16 protein-coding genes are annotated in these 16,868 nt (G+C 64.3%); 5 read left to right on the top strand and 11 right to left on the bottom strand.

Annotated features, from left to right (window positions below):
- The first annotated feature begins 19 nt into the window (after positions 1-19).
- The 3 genes from IB234_RS13125 to IB234_RS13135 are packed head-to-tail and all read left to right on the top strand — an operon-like array spanning position 20 to position 3,128.
- The gene (locus IB234_RS13125) at positions 20-367 is read left to right on the top strand and encodes an EamA family transporter (RefSeq protein WP_192318301.1); all 348 of its coding nucleotides are present in this window, start codon (positions 20-22) and stop codon (positions 365-367) included.
- Between the two features lie 14 nt (positions 368-381).
- Positions 382-1,353 (top strand): glycosyltransferase family 2 protein, encoded by a 972-nt coding sequence (locus tag IB234_RS13130; RefSeq protein ID WP_192318303.1) that lies wholly within the window; start codon positions 382-384, stop codon positions 1,351-1,353.
- The gene (locus IB234_RS13135; RefSeq protein WP_192318305.1) at positions 1,350-3,128 is read left to right on the top strand and encodes a glycosyltransferase family 39 protein; all 1,779 of its coding nucleotides are present in this window, start codon (positions 1,350-1,352) and stop codon (positions 3,126-3,128) included. The genes IB234_RS13130 and IB234_RS13135 overlap by 4 nt, the downstream gene beginning before the upstream one ends.
- A gap of 6 nt (positions 3,129-3,134) precedes the next feature.
- Here the strand turns inward: IB234_RS13135 and IB234_RS13140 are convergent, their stop codons facing one another.
- From IB234_RS13140 to IB234_RS13180, 9 genes are all read right to left on the bottom strand, one after another.
- Positions 3,135-3,602, bottom strand: coding sequence for a hypothetical protein (locus IB234_RS13140; RefSeq protein WP_318652014.1), 468 nt, complete (start codon positions 3,600-3,602; stop codon positions 3,135-3,137).
- Positions 3,603-3,668: 66 nt separating this feature from the next.
- On the bottom strand, positions 3,669-4,145 hold the full coding sequence (tadA, locus tag IB234_RS13145; RefSeq protein ID WP_192318307.1) for a tRNA adenosine(34) deaminase TadA: 477 nt from the start codon (positions 4,143-4,145) through the stop codon (positions 3,669-3,671).
- Complete coding sequence (locus IB234_RS13150; RefSeq protein WP_192318309.1) at positions 4,145-5,515, bottom strand: multicopper oxidase family protein; 1,371 nt, start codon at positions 5,513-5,515, stop codon at positions 4,145-4,147. Before IB234_RS13150 ends, tadA begins: the two co-directional genes overlap by 1 nt.
- Positions 5,516-5,679: 164 nt before the next feature.
- The gene (locus IB234_RS13155) at positions 5,680-7,254 is read right to left on the bottom strand and encodes an ABC transporter permease (RefSeq protein ID WP_192318311.1); all 1,575 of its coding nucleotides are present in this window, start codon (positions 7,252-7,254) and stop codon (positions 5,680-5,682) included.
- Between the two features lies 1 nt (position 7,255).
- Positions 7,256-8,275 carry an extracellular solute-binding protein gene (locus tag IB234_RS13160; protein ID WP_192318313.1) on the bottom strand — a complete coding sequence of 340 codons (1,020 nt, stop codon included), beginning with the start codon at positions 8,273-8,275 and terminating at the stop codon, positions 7,256-7,258.
- Between the two features lie 98 nt (positions 8,276-8,373).
- Positions 8,374-8,988 (bottom strand): LysE family translocator, encoded by a 615-nt coding sequence (locus tag IB234_RS13165; RefSeq protein ID WP_192318316.1) that lies wholly within the window; start codon positions 8,986-8,988, stop codon positions 8,374-8,376.
- A gap of 65 nt (positions 8,989-9,053) precedes the next feature.
- Positions 9,054-10,631, bottom strand: a complete 1,578-nt coding sequence (gene guaA, locus IB234_RS13170; protein WP_192318318.1) for a glutamine-hydrolyzing GMP synthase — start codon at positions 10,629-10,631, stop codon at positions 9,054-9,056.
- 74 nt (positions 10,632-10,705) lie between these two features.
- Positions 10,706-12,175 carry an IMP dehydrogenase gene (gene guaB / locus IB234_RS13175; RefSeq protein WP_192318320.1) on the bottom strand — a complete coding sequence of 490 codons (1,470 nt, stop codon included), beginning with the start codon at positions 12,173-12,175 and terminating at the stop codon, positions 10,706-10,708.
- Between the two features lie 105 nt (positions 12,176-12,280).
- Positions 12,281-13,054 carry a sulfite exporter TauE/SafE family protein gene (locus IB234_RS13180; RefSeq protein ID WP_192318322.1) on the bottom strand — a complete coding sequence of 258 codons (774 nt, stop codon included), beginning with the start codon at positions 13,052-13,054 and terminating at the stop codon, positions 12,281-12,283.
- A 103-nt stretch (positions 13,055-13,157) separates the two neighbouring features.
- Here IB234_RS13180 and IB234_RS13185 point away from each other — a divergent pair, with 103 nt between their 5' ends.
- A complete protein-coding gene (locus tag IB234_RS13185) occupies positions 13,158-14,081 on the top strand; it encodes a LysR family transcriptional regulator (RefSeq protein ID WP_192318324.1) in 924 nt (307 codons plus the stop codon).
- Here IB234_RS13185 and IB234_RS13190 read toward each other — a convergent pair.
- Both IB234_RS13190 and IB234_RS13195 read right to left on the bottom strand, forming a co-directional pair.
- On the bottom strand, positions 14,060-14,611 hold the full coding sequence (locus IB234_RS13190) for a sugar ABC transporter ATPase (RefSeq protein WP_192318326.1): 552 nt from the start codon (positions 14,609-14,611) through the stop codon (positions 14,060-14,062). The two genes, IB234_RS13185 and IB234_RS13190, sit on opposite strands and share 22 nt — an antisense overlap.
- Complete coding sequence (locus IB234_RS13195; RefSeq protein ID WP_318652015.1) at positions 14,608-15,366, bottom strand: EAL domain-containing protein; 759 nt, start codon at positions 15,364-15,366, stop codon at positions 14,608-14,610. The genes IB234_RS13190 and IB234_RS13195 overlap by 4 nt, the downstream gene beginning before the upstream one ends.
- Before the next feature lie 119 nt (positions 15,367-15,485).
- Between IB234_RS13195 and xseA the strand changes: the two genes are divergently transcribed.
- A complete protein-coding gene (xseA, locus tag IB234_RS13200) occupies positions 15,486-16,865 on the top strand; it encodes an exodeoxyribonuclease VII large subunit (protein ID WP_192318328.1) in 1,380 nt (459 codons plus the stop codon).
- The last annotated feature ends 3 nt before the right edge of the window (positions 16,866-16,868 follow it).

Genomic DNA, 16,868 nt, shown 5'->3' on the forward strand with positions numbered 1-16,868 from the left:
CAGAACACAGGGATTTTTCGTGTCGGCTTTCTACATTTTCGCCACCCTGCTGTGCGTCAGTGGTATCGCAGCAGGCCAAATACTCTTCAAACAAGCTGCGCTCAATATCCATGACGCGGCGGATTGGCGGGCATGGGCATTCAACGGCGCACTGATTGCCGCCCTGGCGCTTTATGGCGCGACCACGCTGTTCTGGATCTGGATCCTACGCAATGTTCCGCTGCATCTGGCTTACCCGTTCATGGGCCTGGCCTTTCTCATGGTGCCGCTTCTTGAATATCTGGTGTTCGGCTCCACCCTCCACCTGCGAACCTTCGTCGGTGGTGGGCTGATTCTGCTCGGAGTCATCATCGCTGCCTCGGTCTGAAGGAACAGACATCCATGAAAGTCGCTGTCGCTATTCCCTGCTACAAGGTCAAAGACCACGTTCTTCAGGTGCTATCGGAAATCCCTACTTCGGTAACGAAGATCTATGCAGTCGATGACTGCTGCCCGGACGGCAGTGGCGATTTCATCGAAGCGAACTGCCGGGACCCACGCGTACAGGTGCTGCGCAACCCGGTCAACCTGGGAGTTGGCGGCGCGGTGGTAACCGGCTATCGCCAGGCCTTGGCGGACGACATGGATATCGTGGTCAAGGTCGACGGTGATGGCCAGATGGACCCCAGATTGATCCCCTACTTCGTGCGTCCAATCCGCCAGGGACGTGCCGACTACACCAAGGGCAATCGTTTCTATCGGCACGAATCGCTGCGCGGCATGCCACGGGTAAGACTGGTCGGCAACGCGATGTTGTCCTTTCTGACCAAGTTGAGCTGCGGGTACTGGAACGTGATGGACCCCACCAACGGCTACACCGCCATCCACTGCCAGGTGCTGCGGGAACTGCCGCTGGACAAACTGGAGACCCGCTACTTCTTCGAGACGGACATGCTGTTCCGCCTGAATACGACCAGAGCGGTAGTGAAGGACGTACCGATGGATGCGATTTACGCCGATGAAACATCGGGACTGAATGTGCGCAAGGTCCTGCCGGAGTTTGCGGCCAAGCACCTGTCCCGGCTGTACCGGCGCTATCTCTACAACTACTGGCTGCGCGACTTCAACATCGGCTCGCTGTACAGCATGATGGGGCTTCTATTCGTCATCGGCGGCACGCTGTTCGGCCTGGATCATTGGCTGACCAGCGACCTCCACGGCGTACCCGCCACCAGCGGGACAGTAATGCTCGCCGGCCTGCCGATCCTGATCGGCACACAGCTATTGATAGCGTTTCTCCATCACGACATCAGCAGCACCCCCCAGGAACCTCTCCATCCACAGCTGACACCGCATCTGACGCACCCAGAATGATGACCTCCAAGATCGTCGCAACCCTTAGAGAGAGGCCGCTTTTCTGGCTGCTCGGACTGTTCCTGCCTCTGGCGGTGCAGCAGTGGTTCTATCGCTGCTCGCCACTCGTCAGCGCGCTCAACTACGACACCCAGGTGACCTACCTGCCGCTGGCAAGGCGCTTTCTGGAGAACGCCTCGGAGTTGTTCAGCGACCCGTCCCACTTATTGGTCGCTCCCGGATCTTTCATCTATCTGGCACTGTTCGGCGCCGATGAGAGCCTTGTCATACAAGGCAACCTGGTGCTCAGTGGAGTCCTGCTGCTGCTCGTCTTCGACGCCCTGAGACGAATTGCCGGCCTCACTGCTGCCACCGCGTCTGCCTGGCTGATAGCACTGTCGCCGCTATTCCCGCAGGTATTGATTCCACCACTGAGCGAGCCACCCCAACTGCTGTGCCTGGGCGTCTGGCTGTGGTGCTGCGCGCTGATCTGCGAGTCCCCGCAACGCCGCTGGCCAGTGCTACTGGGAGGCACCGCGCTGCTGCTATCCATCTTGGTCAGGGCTACCTACGTCTACTGGACACTCGCCGCCGTGATTGCCTGCGCCCTGCTGATTTGGCGGGGCTCACAGACGCTGAAGATCATCGCCCGCCGGCTGCTGGTGCTGCACCTCATTGCCGCGGCCGGCACCGCCGCCTACATCGCGCACAACAAGGCGACCTTCGACTACCCGATGATCGCCACCGGCAGCGGAGCAGCCCTTTACTTCGGTATCAATCCGGCGGTGGCGGGCTACGAACCACCTTACTACGGCATGCTGCACGATCACTTCCATGTGCTTCACGGAACAGATAGCCATCTGACCATAGAGGGCGACAAGCGCCTGAGTCGGATAGCAAGAGCAGAGCTGGCGGACATGCCGCTGGGCGTGCTGGCCAACATGCTGGTGCAAAAGGCCGGAGCCACCCTGTTCTTCAGCCAGGCCAAACTCGACCGGAAAGTGTTCAATGCTCGTGCCTGGCACATCATGCTGGTCGCTCTCGCGCTCTTCGGGCTCTGGGGCTATCGACGCGCCCCCTATCTCTGGATGTTGGGCTGCATTGCGGCTTATCAGGTAGCGATCATGACGCTGGCCATGCATGGCACGCGCTATGCCATCGGCTCAATGGAATTGCCTCTGACGCTGCTGGCGGCCTTCGGCATATCCGCCATCTGGCAGGCTCGCCCTCGAGCACGCACGCTGAGTGCTGCGGTCGCGCTGGTGCTACTCGGTATAGCCGCCGGTTACCTGCATCAGCGCTACAGCCGCCCATTGATGCCGGATCTGACTCATGTTCCACACCGGACGATAGCGGCAGCAGAACCCAGTCATATGCAGTGGCAGGGAATGGATGGTGATCCGTTCTCCTCTGAGGGTGCACGCAGCACGGCAAAGGATGCGTACATCATCTGGGAGAATCTGATGTTCCCCCTGCTGGGTGGCATGCCAATCGTGCAGTTCCAAGGGCAGCGCTTCGACCAGGACTGCGATGAAGTCGGGCTCGACTATCTGCCGCCGGGAGGCCCTCCCAGGAGCATGCGCATGTTCCTGAACCACATGCGGCCGCCGCAAACGATCAGCATCGGTACGCTGGAGCTGGATGCGCTCGAACCCCTCGGTGGAACACTGCGCATACGCATCAGTTGTCCGATAGGAACGCAGCTGCAGCTGGAGGACCTGAAAATCTTTACCGTCACCCGCGGCCCGCACTACCTGCGACAAATAGAACAAGCAGCTAAGGAAAATGCAGACTGACCACCGTCAGCGTACTTTCTGATTGCCCTTGGCGCAGTGGCTGCGGGAGCGCTCTGCCTCGGGCAGGGCGCGGTAGGCGCCCATGCAGGCGGCCATGCTTTCCATCGACTTCACGCTCAACCGAGACTGCTCATCGACGCCGATCAGGTAAGGATGATCGTAACGGGCGCGGTCGAACCAGGGGGCGATCTCCTGCTTGCTGGTGACGCAGCGATACTGCATCTGCACGCTGAAGCCTTGCATCTTGTCCCTGCGCAGTATGTGGTGGTACTTCATCCAGTCGCCATCACGCTGCCCCTGCTGAATCGCCTGCCGGCAGTCATCCAGGGTCGTGATGTCAGGCTCATGCAGAAACAGGCTCTGAGCCAGGGTGGTGTCGTTCACCCCTGCCGAGACCAGCAGGTAGACCTTCTCCTCGGCAGCCTGGGCGGACAGGCAAGCCAACGCCAACAACGACAACATCCCCTGTTTCACAGGCAGGTTCTCCGGATCGCGAAATGCGCGCAGCCTAGCAGCGCGTGAAGCCTGCGCATAGCGCTGTCAGGTGCGTCGCGCCTTGAAGAACGTGCTGAGCATCTCACTGCATTCCTCGGCCAGTAACCCGCCCTCGATCAGCACTCGATGATTGAGGAAATCCTGCGCGAAGAACTGGCCACGACTGACCGCGACACCCGCCTTGGGCTCGGTGGTACCGTAGACCACGCGACTGACGCGCGAATGTACGATCAGCCCCGCGCACATGCTGCACGGTTCCAGGGTGACGTAGAGCGTGCTGCCAGGTAGACGGTAGTTCTGCACGACCTGAGCGGCGGCGCGAATGGCGACCATTTCCGCATGGGCACTCGGGTCCGAAGTACTGATGGGGCAATTGAAGCCGCGCCCCACCACCTCGCCACCCTGCACCAGCAGCGCGCCGACCGGGACCTCCCCGCGCTCGGCCCCTTGGCGAGCGAGCTCCAGAGCCTCGCGCATGAAGCGCTCGTCCTGGCTGCGGTCGATGAACTGCGGCTGGCGCATCAAACTACCTCGATGGCGGCCATCAGGCCGGTTTCCATGTGATCAACCACGTGGCAGTGGAACATCCATACCCCGGGATTATCGGCGACGAAGGCGATCCGCGCTGTCTCGTTCTTGCCCAGCAGGTAGGTGTCGGTGAAGTACGGCACGATGTCCTTGCGGTCCGAGTCCAGCACCTTGAAGCTCATGCCGTGCAAGTGGATGGGATGCTGATACTGGGCCATGTTGCGCAGCACGAAGATGTAGTGACCGTCCCTCTTCAGGCTGGCAATAGGACGATCGGCACAGGTCTTGTCATTGATGTCCCAGGCCTGGCCGTTGATCTGCCAGTACTTGTAGCTGCCGCCCTTGCTCACGTCACCGGACAGCGCCGCCGCCCACTCGAAGTTGAAGCGGAGCGTCTCGGCACTCGCCAGATCCGGCTCAGCCACCGGGTTGGCCGGCAACGCCGGCGGCCAATCGCCGGCGACATCAGAGCTGGCCACGCTCTTGATCGTTGCCAGACGCAGCGGCCCATTTCGCAGTGGCAGCTCTTGTCCCGCCGCCGGCACTTTCAGCGCCAGATCGATGCGCATGCCTGGACCCAGCCAGTAGTCCTTGCCCAGTGGCCGCGGCTCTATCGGGTTACCGTCCAGCGCGTAGATTCGCGCCTCGCCACCCGGCAGGTTGAGCCGATAGGTGATGGTGTTGTCGACGTTGATCAGGCGCAGGCGCACCACTTGCCCGGCCGGCAGTTCCAAGGTCGGAGTAGGCTGGCCATTGATGGTCGACAATCGCCCACGGGTACCCTCGCGCGCCGCCAGTCGTGGCACCAGGAATTCGGTGAAGTCGCCCTGCTCATCCACGTGCCAGGTCTTCAGGCACAGCGTGCGCTCATGGGTGAAACCGGACGGCTCGCGCTCCTCGACGATAAGCGGCCCGACCAGACCACGCCCCAACTGCTCAGCACTGGAGGTGTGTGGGTGGTACCAGTAGCTGCCGGCATCCGGGCAGATGAAGTCGTAGTCGAAGTATTCGCCGGGCTTGACCGGCAACTGCGAGACATAGGGCACGCCGTCCATCTCGAGCGGCAGGCGGATGCCGTGCCAGTGGATGGTGCTGTCCACGTCCAGCTTGTTGATGAAGCGCACCCGCAGTCGCTCGCCTTGGCGGCAGCGCAGCTCCAGGCCGGGCGCCTGGCCGCCATAGGCCCAGGCCGGGGTCTTGTGACCGGGCACCAGCTCCATGTCGAGCGGCGCGGCGATCAGTTCGTAGTCATGGGTCGCAACGCTCTCCGGGCGGCCCAGCCAGTAGCGCACGCTACCGGCGCCAAGACCGACTACCCCGAGACCGGCCAGGCCGGCGAGAACTTGTCTGCGAGTGAAGCTCATGATTCAGGCTCCTGAAGCGGAAACAACAACGGCGCTAATCAGGTGTTGGGAGGCGCCTCTGCGGGCACTGCCCCGGAGCGCACGATAGCGCGTCGGGACGGCCGCGGCGGCGGACAATTCGTCGCACCATTTATCAGTGCCTGCTCACGCTCTTGCGAGCAGGCTCAGCTGCGCCGCGCATAGGCGCGGGTGGTCAACAGATACACCGGCAGGCCGGATACCAGCACCAGCAGCGCGGCATAGGGCGCGGCGGCGGCATATTCGAGGTTGCCGGTGTGCGACCACACGGCCGTGGCCAGGGTATCCAGGCCGGTCGGACCGAGGATCAGCGTGGCGGTCAGCTCCTTCATGCAGTCGAGGAACACCAGCACGAAACCGGCGCCAATGGCCGGGAAGATGATCGGTAGGGTGACCTTGAAGAAGGTCGCCAGCGGCGTGTGACCGAGGGTGCGCGCGGCCTCCTCCAGCTGTGGCGAAGCCTTCTCCAACGCGGTGCGGATCGAGCCCTGGGCCATCGGCATGAACAACAGCGCGTAGCACACCAGCAGCAACAGGCTGGTTTGGTACAGCGCCGGCACGTAGCCGAGGGCGAAGAACACCAGCGACAGGGCGATCACCAGCCCCGGCAGCGCATGCAGCAGGTAAGGCAGGCGGTCAGCCAGCCAGGCCATGCGCCCGTAATAGCGCACCACCACCAGGCACACCGGCAGCGCCAGCAGGCAGCTGAGCAACGCGCCGCCGAAGGACAGCGACAGCGACGACCACAGGGCGCTGAGGATGTCCTCCACCGGGAAGCTGGCCGAGCTGCCGTCGACGATCCAGAAACCGAGCATGCCCAGCGGCGTGCCGCAGCCCACCGCCACCAGCACCAGCAGCAGCGCCTGCAACGGCCAGCCCCAGGCGCCCAGGCGCACACGCGGTGCCTGGCGGGCCACACCCTGGCCGGTACGCGCATAGCCGCGGCCACGCAGGCGGAACTCGCCCCACAGCATGATCAGGCACAGGCCCAGCAGCAGCGCCGAGAGCATGGCGGCGTTGGTGTTGGAGAACTCCAGCTCGAACTGCTGGTAGATCGCCGTGGTGAAGGTCTGGTAACGCATGATCGACGGCGCACCGAACTCCACCAACATGTGCACCGCCACCAGCAAGCTGGTGGCCATCAGCACCGGACGCACCAGTGGCAGGGTCACCTTCCAGAATATCTGCCGGCGGTTGTAGCCGAGCATGCGCGCCGACTCTTCCAGCGCCGGGTCGAGGCTGCGCAAGGTGGCGGCCACCGGCAGGTACACCAGCGGATATTTCGACAGGATCATCACCAGCACGGTGCCACCCAATCCCTCGAACATCGGGCCGATGGAGATCCAGGTGAAGCCGGCGACGAAGGACGGAATGGCGAACGGCAGGCACAGCAGCACGTTCCACTGCCGGCGCCAGCGCAGGTCGCTGCGCTCGACCAGCCAGGCCAGGGCCATGCCGATCACTGCGCAGCCGACGGTGACCAGCACCATCAGCTTCATGGTGTTGGCCAGCAGGCCGAATACGAAGGGACGCCAGAGCAGGTGCCAGGCCTCGTGCCAGCCGGCCTGGGCAGTGCGCGCCACCACGTAGAACAGCGGCAGCGCGGCGACCAGCAGCAACGCCAGCACCGGCAGCTGCAGCCACAGCGGTGGCGCCTTGCGCCGGCGGCGGCCGACATGCAGCGGCGCCGGCAGCTCCTGCTCGAGCACATCCACCTGCATATCAGTTCATCCCGGCTTCGCGCTGCAGGTCCAGGGCGTCCTCGGCCAGGCCGATCTCGGAGGCGGTGATGGCCGGCGGCTTGAGCTGATCCAGCGGCTTGAGCAGCGGGTCGGCGGCCACGGCCTTGTTCACCGGATACTCCGGCGACTTGCTCAGCACCACCTTCTGCCCTTCCTCACTGATCATGAAGGCGAGGAACTGCTGGGCTTCCTTGGGATGCTTGGTCGACTTCACTACCGCCGCGCCGGAGACGCTGGCCAGACCGCCGGCATCGCCGTCGGCGAAGTAGTGCAGCTTGGACTTCAGTTCGCCCTTCTCGCGCTTGAGCGCCATCCAGTAGTAGCTGTTGATCAGTGCCGCACCAACCTCACCATTCTCCACCGCCTTCATGGCGATGACGTTGTTGGTGTAGGTGGAGCCGAAGGCCTTGAGCCCGACCAGCCACTCCTCGGCGGCCTCGCGACCATTGAGGCGGATCACCGCAGCCGTCTGGCCGACGAATTCGCCGCTGCTGGGGACAAAGGCGATCTTGCCGTCCCACTCGGGTTCGGCCACTTCCAGCACGCTCTTCGGCAGCTCGGCCTCGCTGACCAGTTCCGGATTGTAGGCCAGCACCCGCACGCGGGTGGTGATGCCCAGCCAGCGACCCTGGTCATCCGACAGCTTGGGGTCGATCTGCGCGAGGGTGGCCGGGTCGACCTGGGCCAGCAGGCCCTGGCTGGCCAGCTTGACCAGCGGCGGAGCTTCTTCGGTGTAGATCACGTCGGCCGGCGAGCGCTCGCCTTCCTCGGCGATCTGGTTGGCCAACTGGCCGCCACCGCCCTTGCGGATCAGCACCTTGATCCCGGTCTTCTTCTCGAAGGCCGCTGCTACCGCCTTGCCGGTAGCCTCGTGCTGGCCGTTGTAGAGGGTCAGGGTTACCGGGTCGTCGGCGCGCGCGCCACTGGCGAACAGCATGCCGCAGGACAGAACGGCGGCGCCGATCGCGCGCGCCAACCCGGTTACTCGATGTGCCGACATAAGCCACTTTCCTCTGAAACAAAAAGTTACCGGGACGATTATACGGGCCAATTGCATCTGATTCTCAAGAAATGGCTGCGGCAGATCGCGCAGCCGGCTCAGCGAGTCAGTGCGAGCTTCAGTCCGAAGCCTACCAGGCACAGCCCGGCCAAGCGTTCCAGCGCCTTGCCCAACTGTGGGCGAGCACGCATGCGCTCGATCAGCTGATGGGTCAGCAGGGTCACCACCAGGCCGTAGACGAAGGTCAGCAGGGCTACCGTCAGCGCCATCACGGCGAAGGTCAGCAGCCCCTGGTGCCGCGCCGGGTCTATGAACAGCGGGAAGAAGGCCATGTAGAAGACGATGGCCTTGGGATTGAACAGGGTGATCACCGCCGTCTGACGCAGGTAATGGCCGGCGCTGATATGCACTGCCGGGGCGCTGCCCGGCTTGGCCAGCAGCATGCGCGCACCGAGCCAGACCAGATAGCCTGCGCCCAGCCACTGCACGGCATGGAAGGCCGTCGGGTAGGCCGCCAGCAGTGCCGCCACTCCGGCCACCGCCAGCCACATCAGCACCTGGTCACCGAGGATGATACCAAAGGTCGAGGCCAGACCGCCGCGCACGCCGCCCTTGCCGGTGGAGGTGATCAGCGCCAGGTTGCCCGGCCCCGGAATCATCAGCAGCACCACGAAGGCGACCACGAAGGCGCCGTAGTCGGTGATCCCGAACATCGCGCTTCTCCTTATCAGCTGTCAGATACGAAAAGGGCAGCCATGGCTGCCCTCTGCGTCGCGGATCACTCCCACTCGATGGTGGCAGGCGGCTTGCTCGACACGTCGTAGGTGACGCGAGAGATACCGGAAATCTCGTTGATGATGCGGTTGGAGACCTTCTCCAGCAGCTCGTAGGGCAGGTGCGCCCAGCGTGCGGTCATGAAGTCGATGGTTTCCACGGCGCGCAGGGCCACGACCCAGGCGTAGCGACGGCCGTCACCAACCACGCCGACCGATTTCACCGGCTGGAACACCACGAAGGCCTGGCTGGTCTTGTGGTACCAGTCGAAATTGCGCAGCTCTTCGATGAAGATGTGGTCGGCCAGACGCAGCAGGTCGGCGTATTCCTTCTTCACTTCGCCGAGGATGCGCACGCCCAGGCCCGGCCCCGGGAACGGGTGGCGGTAGACCATGTCGTAGGGCAGACCCAGCTCCAGGCCGATCTTGCGCACCTCGTCCTTGAACAGCTCGCGCAGCGGCTCGACCAGGGAGAACTGCATGTCCTCCGGCAGGCCACCGACGTTGTGGTGGGACTTGATCACGTGGGCCTTGCCGGTCTTGGCACCAGCCGACTCGATCACGTCCGGGTAGATGGTGCCCTGGGCGAGGAACTTCACGTCCTTGAGCTTGGTGGCTTCTTCATCGAACACTTCGATGAAGCTGCGACCGATGATCTTGCGCTTCTCTTCCGGGTCGGCGACGCCGGCCAGGCGGCCGAGGAACAGCTCTTCGGCGTTGGCGCGGATCACCTTGACGCCCATGTTCTCGGCGAACATGGCCATCACCTGGTCGCCTTCCTTGTGGCGCAGCAGGCCGTTGTCGACGAACACGCAGGTCAGCTGGTCGCCGATGGCGCGGTGCAGCAGCGCGGCAACTACCGAGGAGTCGACGCCGCCGGACAGACCCAGCAGCACCTTAGCGGTGCCGACCTGGGCACGCACGGTGGCGATGGCGTCTTCGACGATATTGGCCGGGGTCCACAGGGCTTCGCAGCCGCAGATGTCGAGGATGAAGCGCGAGAGGATGCGACCGCCCTGTTTGGTGTGGGTCACTTCCGGGTGGAACTGCACGCCGTAGTAAGCGCGGCTGTCGTCGGCCATGGCAGCGATCGGGCAGCTCGGGGTGCTGGCCAGGATGTGGAACCCGGCAGGCATGGCGGTAACCTTGTCGCCGTGGCTCATCCACACGTCCAGACCCAGCACACCGTCGGTGTCCACGTGGTCTTCGATGCCGTCGAGCAGGCGGGCCTTGCCGATCACGTCGACGCGGGCGTAGCCGAACTCACGCAGGTCGGAACCTTCGACCTTGCCGCCGAGCTGCTCGGCCATGGTCTGCATGCCGTAGCAGATGCCGAACAGCGGCACGTTGAGGTCGAACACCGCCTGCGGCGCGCGCGGGCTGTTGGCTTCGTGCACCGACTCCGGGCCACCGGCGAGGATGATGCCGCGCGGGGCGAAGGCGCGGATCGCCTCGTTGTCCATGTCGAACGGATGGATTTCGCAGTACACACCGATCTCGCGCACGCGGCGGGCGATCAGCTGGGTGTACTGGGAGCCGAAGTCGAGGATGAGGATGCGGTGGGCGTGAATGTCGTGGGCCATGGCCGTCTCTCGTAGCGAAGTCACAAATGACACGGGGCTGATCAGTCAGCCCCGTGTCGATTCATTGCAGTGGATTAACCCACTCGATAGTTCGGGGCTTCTTTGGTGATCTGTACGTCGTGCACGTGCGACTCGGCCATACCGGCGCCGGTGATGCGCACAAACTCCGGCTTGGTGCGCATTTCCTCGACGGTGGCGCAGCCGGTGTAGCCCATGGAGGCGCGCAAGCCGCCCATCAGTTGGTGCACGATGGCGCTCATCGCCCCCTTGTACGGTACGCGGCCTTCGATACCTTCCGGCACCAGCTTCTCGGCACCGGCCGAGGAATCCTGGAAGTAACGGTCGGACGACCCCTGGGCCTGGGCCATGGCGCCCAGCGAGCCCATGCCGCGGTAGGCCTTGTAGGAACGACCCTGGAACAGCTCGACTTCGCCCGGAGCCTCTTCGGTGCCGGCCAGCATCGAGCCGATCATCACGGCAGAAGCGCCGGCGACGATGGCCTTGGACAGGTCACCGGAGAAACGGATGCCACCGTCGGCGATCAGCGGAACACCGGTACCGGCCAGGGCGGCAGCGACGTTGGCCACGGCGCTGATTTGCGGTACGCCGACACCGGCGACGATACGGGTGGTGCAGATGGAGCCCGGGCCAATGCCGACCTTAACGCCGTCGGCGCCGGCGGCGACCAGGGCCTTGGCGGCGTCACCGGTGGCGATGTTGCCGCCGATCACCTGGACTTCCGGGAAGTTCTCCTTGACCCAGCGTACGCGGTCGATCACGCCCTTGGAGTGGCCGTGGGCGGTATCGACGATGATCACGTCGACTCCAGCGGCGACCAGTGCACCAACGCGATCACCGGTGTCGGCACCGGTACCGACGGCGGCACCGACACGCAGGCGGCCCTGGTCGTCCTTGCTGGCCAGCGGATAGGCCTTGGCCTTCTCGATGTCCTTGACGGTCATCATGCCCTTGAGGGCGAAGGCGTCGTCGACGATCAGGACTTTCTCGATGCGGTGCTTGTGCAGCAACTCGCGCACAGCTTCCTTGGTAGCGCCTTCCTTGACGGTGACCAGACGCTCTTTCGGCGTCATCACGTCGCGGACCAGGGCGTCCAGGCGGTTCTCGAAGCGTACGTCGCGGGAAGTGACGATGCCGACCAGGTCGCCATTGCTCAGCACCGGCACACCGGAGATGTTGTGCTGACGGGTCAGCTCGAACAGGTCACGCACGGTGGCGTCGGCCTCGATGGTGATCGGGTCCTTGACCACGCCGGCCTCGAACTTCTTGACCTTGCGTACCTCGGCAGCCTGCTGCTCGATGGTCATGTTCTTGTGGATGATGCCAATGCCGCCTTCCTGGGCCATGGCGATGGCCAGGCGCGCTTCAGTGACGGTATCCATCGCGGCGGACAGCAGCGGGATGTTCAGCTCGATGCCACGGGTCAGGCGGGTCTTCAGGCTGACGTCCTTGGGCAGAACTTCGGAGTAACCGGGGATGAGCAGAACGTCGTCGAAGGTGAGTGCTTCTTGGCTGATGCGCAGCATGGCGGGGCTCCCGGGAGGGAAAAATAAGAAGCGCGGCATTATACCTAGCCCAGCCCCGCCGCTCAATGCGGAGATGCAGGGAAAAGACCGCTGACGGTCCGCTCCTCAGCTTCCTCCCAGATAGCGCCCGATCAGCCCCAGGCCGCTGGCCAGCACCAGCCAGGTCACCAGACGCACGAAAGCATCACGAGACATGTTCAGCGTCAGGCGGCGCCCACACCATAGACCGAGCGCCATGGGCGGCAAGAGGCAGGCGGCCAGCAGCAGCAATTGCAGATCGGCGTAGACCCCGGCAACCAGAAACAGACTCAGTCGAACCAAGGCACTGCAACTGATCAGGGCGCTCTGCGTGGCACGGGCCTGCTGCTTATCCGCCAACCGTGCGTTGAGATAGAGGGCGTAGAGAAATCCTCCGCTGCCGAACAGAGCACCGAACAGCCCAGCCACCGTGCCGGCCGGAACCGCCCAGGCGGCCGATAGGCTTGCCGGACGAACGCGCACCGCCAGGCTGTACAGCGCATAGACGCTCACAAAAATCCCCATCGCCAGTAGCAGCACATCGGATCGCAGGCTGAGCAGGAAGACCACCCCCAGCGTGCATCCCAGTGCCATGCACGGCAACAGGCGCAGCAGCTCTGGCCTGGCCACATCACGCCGGGACGGCAGCAGATTGCCGAAGGCGGCGACGAAATCGAGCAGCACCAGCAGCGGGATGATGGTGGACAGCGGCAGGAAATACAGCAACACCGGGCCGGCAACCAGGGCAGTGCCAAATCCGGCTATACCGAACACCACGTAGGCGGCAGTGATGCCGAGCAGGATGACCAGCCAGTTAACAGGCGAAAACGGCAGGGAGGCGATTAACGAAGCGAGCTCCATTGAGCATCATCCTTCAACACATGACACCGGCACTCTATCGCCACCCCAGCCATGCCTACCAATATGATAAAAATCGACAAGCCATCCGAAAAAGGCATGACAGATGATCTCCACCCGCCAGTTGCACTACTTCGTCGCCATCGTCGAGAGCGGCAGTTTCAGCGCCGCCGCTGAGCGCCTGTTCGTCGCCCAGTCAGCGATGAGCCGGCAGATCAAGGAGCTGGAGGCGCAGATGCAGAGCACCCTGTTCATACGCACGGCACGGCAACCCTTGCTCACCGATGCGGGAGCAGCCTTTTACCCGCGTGCACGTGGCCTCCTGCTGGAACTAGAGCGTGCCAGCCAGGAAAGCAGGGAGATCGGCCTCGGCTTGCGCGGCACTCTTCGCCTCAACCACTCCAGCACCGTCCCCCTGAGCGGTGTACTGATGGCAGCGCTGGCTGGCTATCTCACCGAATACGCCGGCGTGCACATGGAGATCGCCCAGCAGTCATCGGAGATCCAGCTTCAGGAGCTGGCCGAACGGCGCCTGGACATCGGCCTGCTTCGCCTTCCGGTGCTGCGCCAGCACGATGGCCTGGAGCTGCATCGCTTGCTCGACGAACCCATGCTGCTGGCTGTCGCCAGCCAGCACCCACTGGCCAGGGAGTCGTCAGTGCGCCTCACCCAGCTGATAGAGGAACCCTTCATCTCCATCCCCCATCCGCAGCGTGGCGGCCTCAGCTACCGAGCGGCCGAGTTGTGTACACGCGCCGGCTTCTATCCGAAGGCCGCTAGAGTGGTATCACGCAAGACCACCCAGCTCCAGCTGATCCAGGCCGGTTTCGGCATCGCGCTGCTGCCGCTGAGCATGAGTGCCATCGCGCCGACCGGCATCACACTGGTGCCGCTGGATGACGAGACCTGCCATACCAGCATCGCCCTCGCCTGCAGACAGGACGACTCCGCATTGGTAAAGACGTTCGTCCATCATTTCCGCAATGCCATGGCGAAGACTGACAGTAGTCAGGGATCGACGACGACCTGAGCGACGGAGAACCCCACACGCTCGGCGAAGGACTCCAGGAACGAGGGAGCCAGACCGGCCTCCACCCATCCATTGAAGATGAAGCCGAGGTTGGAAAACGCGCACGGCTGCAGGAAGAGAAAGCCGTTCACCTCATCTTCATGGCCGCATTCCGGGCAGGTGAAGTTGTCGGTATCACCGGGCGTCCATTCGTCCAGGCTGTCGAAGAAGGCCTCGCCTATCTCCCGGCGGCACTCGGGGCACCCTGCCTCTTCGTGAAAGCCACGGGTCGGCGTATAGATGCAGCGACGCGTGACGACCTCCAGACCATTGAACGGCTGGCCAAACGGCAGTCGTTCCGGATGTTGCGCAACCCGCCGGGCGCCCTCACCGATTGCATAGGCCATACCGCCCCGGCCACGGCCACAGGTAGTCGGCAGCGCCTCGACGATGCGCTGGCGCACCAGCCAGTCGAGCAGCTTGCGTGCTCGATATTCATGGTCCGGCACTCGCGACAATCGCGGCACCAGAATCAACTGCCGCTCGCTCATGCGGGCTCCTCACATCCGGCGCCTGCTCCCAGGGCCTCGCCAGCCCAATGGCGAACGAAGCGGTCGCGAAACAGGAAACCCTGCACGCAATCGATACCCTGCTCCCGCGCCCATCGCATCTGCGCTTCGTCCTCCACACCCTCGAGGATCACCGTCTTGCCCGCATCACGGGCGAAACTGAGGATCCCCCGCAGCAGTGCCATGGCAGCCGGACTGGACAGCCGCGAGAGCCAGTCGCGAGCCAGCTTGAGGTACTGCACGCCGAGGAGCACGTCGAAAGACACCAGGCTGTCGTGGGCCCCGAGGTCGTCCAGCGCCAGGGGAATGCCTGCCCCGCCGAACGCCTGCTGCATGGCGATGCTGACCCGAGCATCGGCCACAGAGCTGTTCTCTATGATTTCCACCACTGCCTGCTGGTGCTCCAGCAGCAGCTCGACCATCGGATGGCGATCCTCGCCGAGAAACACTTCGAACGCATCCTGGTCGATATTGAGGAACACCGGCGTGCCTGCGGGGCAGGCCTCCAACTGCAGGCGCTTGATCAGCAGTTCGAGCTGAAACAGGCTCAAGGGGCTGTCATGCAACTGGCGAAACACCTGATCCGGTGGAAGATAGCCCAGGCGCTCATGGCGAAAGCGGGCCAGCGCCTCATAGGCCACCAGCTCGCCATCGGCCACACGCAGAATCGGCTGGTACTCGACACCCAGGCCATCACCAGCCAGGAACGACAACAGAACATCAGGGGAAATACGCACCGTCACACTCGTGTTCAAACAGGAATCCCTCTCATTATGGCGTGCCCTGTCCCTCTCTAGCCAGCAGACAGGGGCGGCGGACCATGACCACAACAGGCAAAGACACTATGATGCCGGCCATGCTTACCGATCCCTTCGCCCGCCTCGGCCTCGACCGCGACACCCTCAGTGTCAGCCAGCTCAACAACCGCGCTCGCCTGCTGCTGGAGGACGTGTTCGCCCAGGTCTGGGTCGAGGGCGAGATCTCCAACCTGGCGCGCCCGGCCTCCGGCCACCTCTACTTCACCCTCAAGGACAGCCAGGCCCAGGTGCGCTGCGCGCTGTTCCGGCAGAACGCCAGCCGCGTGCGCCAGGCGCTGCGCGACGGCCTGGCGGTGAAGGTGCGCGGCAAGGTCTCGCTGTTCGAGGGCCGCGGCGACTACCAGCTAATCCTCGACACCGTGGAGCCGGCCGGCGACGGCGCCCTGCGCCTGGCCTTCGAGGCACTCAAGGAAAAGCTCTCCGCCGAGGGCCTGTTCGCCAGCGAGCGCAAGCGCGCCCTGCCCGCCCACCCGCAGCGCATCGGCATCGTCAGCTCGCCGACCGGCGCGGTGATCCGCGACATCATCAGCGTGTTCCGCCGCCGCGCCCCGCAGGTGGCGCTGACCCTGATCCCCACCGCCGTGCAGGGCCGCGAGGCCACCGCGCAGATCGTCCGCGGCCTGCAGCTGGCCGACCGTGCCAGCTTCGACGCGATCATCCTGGCCCGCGGCGGCGGCTCGCTGGAAGACCTGTGGTGCTTCAACGAGGAGGCCGTGGCGCGCGCGGTGGCCGCCTGCGTCACACCGGTGGTCAGCGCCGTCGGCCATGAGACCGACGTATCGATCAGCGACTTCGTCGCCGACGTACGCGCGCCGACGCCCTCGGCCGCCGCCGAGCTGCTGGCTCCGGACAGCTCCGATCTGCAACGCCGCCTGGACGGTCTCACCCGCCGTTTGGCGCTGAGCCTGCAGACACGCCTGAGCCGCGAACAGCTTCGCCTGGAAGGCCTGACCCGGCGCCTGCGCCACCCCGGCGAACGCCTGCGCCAGCAGGCCCAGCGCCTGGACGACCTGGACATGCGCCTGCGCCGGGCCTTCCAGCAGCAAGCCACCAGTCGCCACGAGCGCCTGGCGCGCCTCGACGGCCGCCTGCACGCCCAGCATCCGGGTCGCGCCCTGGCCCTGCTGCGCCAGCGCCTGGACAGCCTGGGCGAGCGCTTGCCGCGCGCCATCGAACTGCAGCTGCGCCAGCAGCGCCAGCAGCTGGAAAATCTCGCGCAGACGCTGCATATCGTCAGCCCGCTGGCCACCCTCGGCCGCGGCTACAGCATCCTTCTCGACGAGCGTGGCCAGGCCATCCGCAGCGCCAGCCAGGCCCAGCCCGGCCAGCGCCTCAAGGCGCGCCTGGGCGAAGGCGAACTAGAGGTACGCGTCGAAGACAACCACCTCACCCCGGTCACCCTCTCGCTACTGGACTGACAC

Origin of the sequence: Pseudomonas sp. PDM16 (assembly GCF_014851865.1) — a bacterium.
In the GTDB taxonomy this organism is placed as follows: domain Bacteria; phylum Pseudomonadota; class Gammaproteobacteria; order Pseudomonadales; family Pseudomonadaceae; genus Aquipseudomonas.

Bases quoted from the DNA above. Each gene is read 5' to 3' on its own strand.
- IB234_RS13130 (WP_192318303.1), top strand. From the start codon at position 382: ATGAAAGTCGCTGTCGCTATTCCCTGCTACAAGGTCAAAGACCACGTT.
- IB234_RS13135 (WP_192318305.1), top strand. From the start codon at position 1,350: ATGATGACCTCCAAGATCGTCGCAACCCTTAGAGAGAGGCCGCTTTTC.
- tadA (WP_192318307.1), bottom strand. From the start codon at position 4,145: ATGCGCCAGCCGCAGTTCATCGACCGCAGCCAGGACGAGCGCTTCATG.
- IB234_RS13150 (WP_192318309.1), bottom strand. From the start codon at position 5,515: ATGAGCTTCACTCGCAGACAAGTTCTCGCCGGCCTGGCCGGTCTCGGG.
- IB234_RS13155 (WP_192318311.1), bottom strand. From the start codon at position 7,254: ATGCAGGTGGATGTGCTCGAGCAGGAGCTGCCGGCGCCGCTGCATGTC.
- IB234_RS13160 (WP_192318313.1), bottom strand. From the start codon at position 8,275: ATGTCGGCACATCGAGTAACCGGGTTGGCGCGCGCGATCGGCGCCGCC.
- IB234_RS13165 (WP_192318316.1), bottom strand. From the start codon at position 8,988: ATGTTCGGGATCACCGACTACGGCGCCTTCGTGGTCGCCTTCGTGGTG.
- guaA (WP_192318318.1), bottom strand. From the start codon at position 10,631: ATGGCCCACGACATTCACGCCCACCGCATCCTCATCCTCGACTTCGGC.
- guaB (WP_192318320.1), bottom strand. From the start codon at position 12,175: ATGCTGCGCATCAGCCAAGAAGCACTCACCTTCGACGACGTTCTGCTC.
- IB234_RS13180 (WP_192318322.1), bottom strand. From the start codon at position 13,054: ATGGAGCTCGCTTCGTTAATCGCCTCCCTGCCGTTTTCGCCTGTTAAC.
- IB234_RS13185 (WP_192318324.1), top strand. From the start codon at position 13,158: ATGATCTCCACCCGCCAGTTGCACTACTTCGTCGCCATCGTCGAGAGC.
- IB234_RS13190 (WP_192318326.1), bottom strand. From the start codon at position 14,611: ATGAGCGAGCGGCAGTTGATTCTGGTGCCGCGATTGTCGCGAGTGCCG.
- xseA (WP_192318328.1), top strand. From the start codon at position 15,486: ATGCTTACCGATCCCTTCGCCCGCCTCGGCCTCGACCGCGACACCCTC.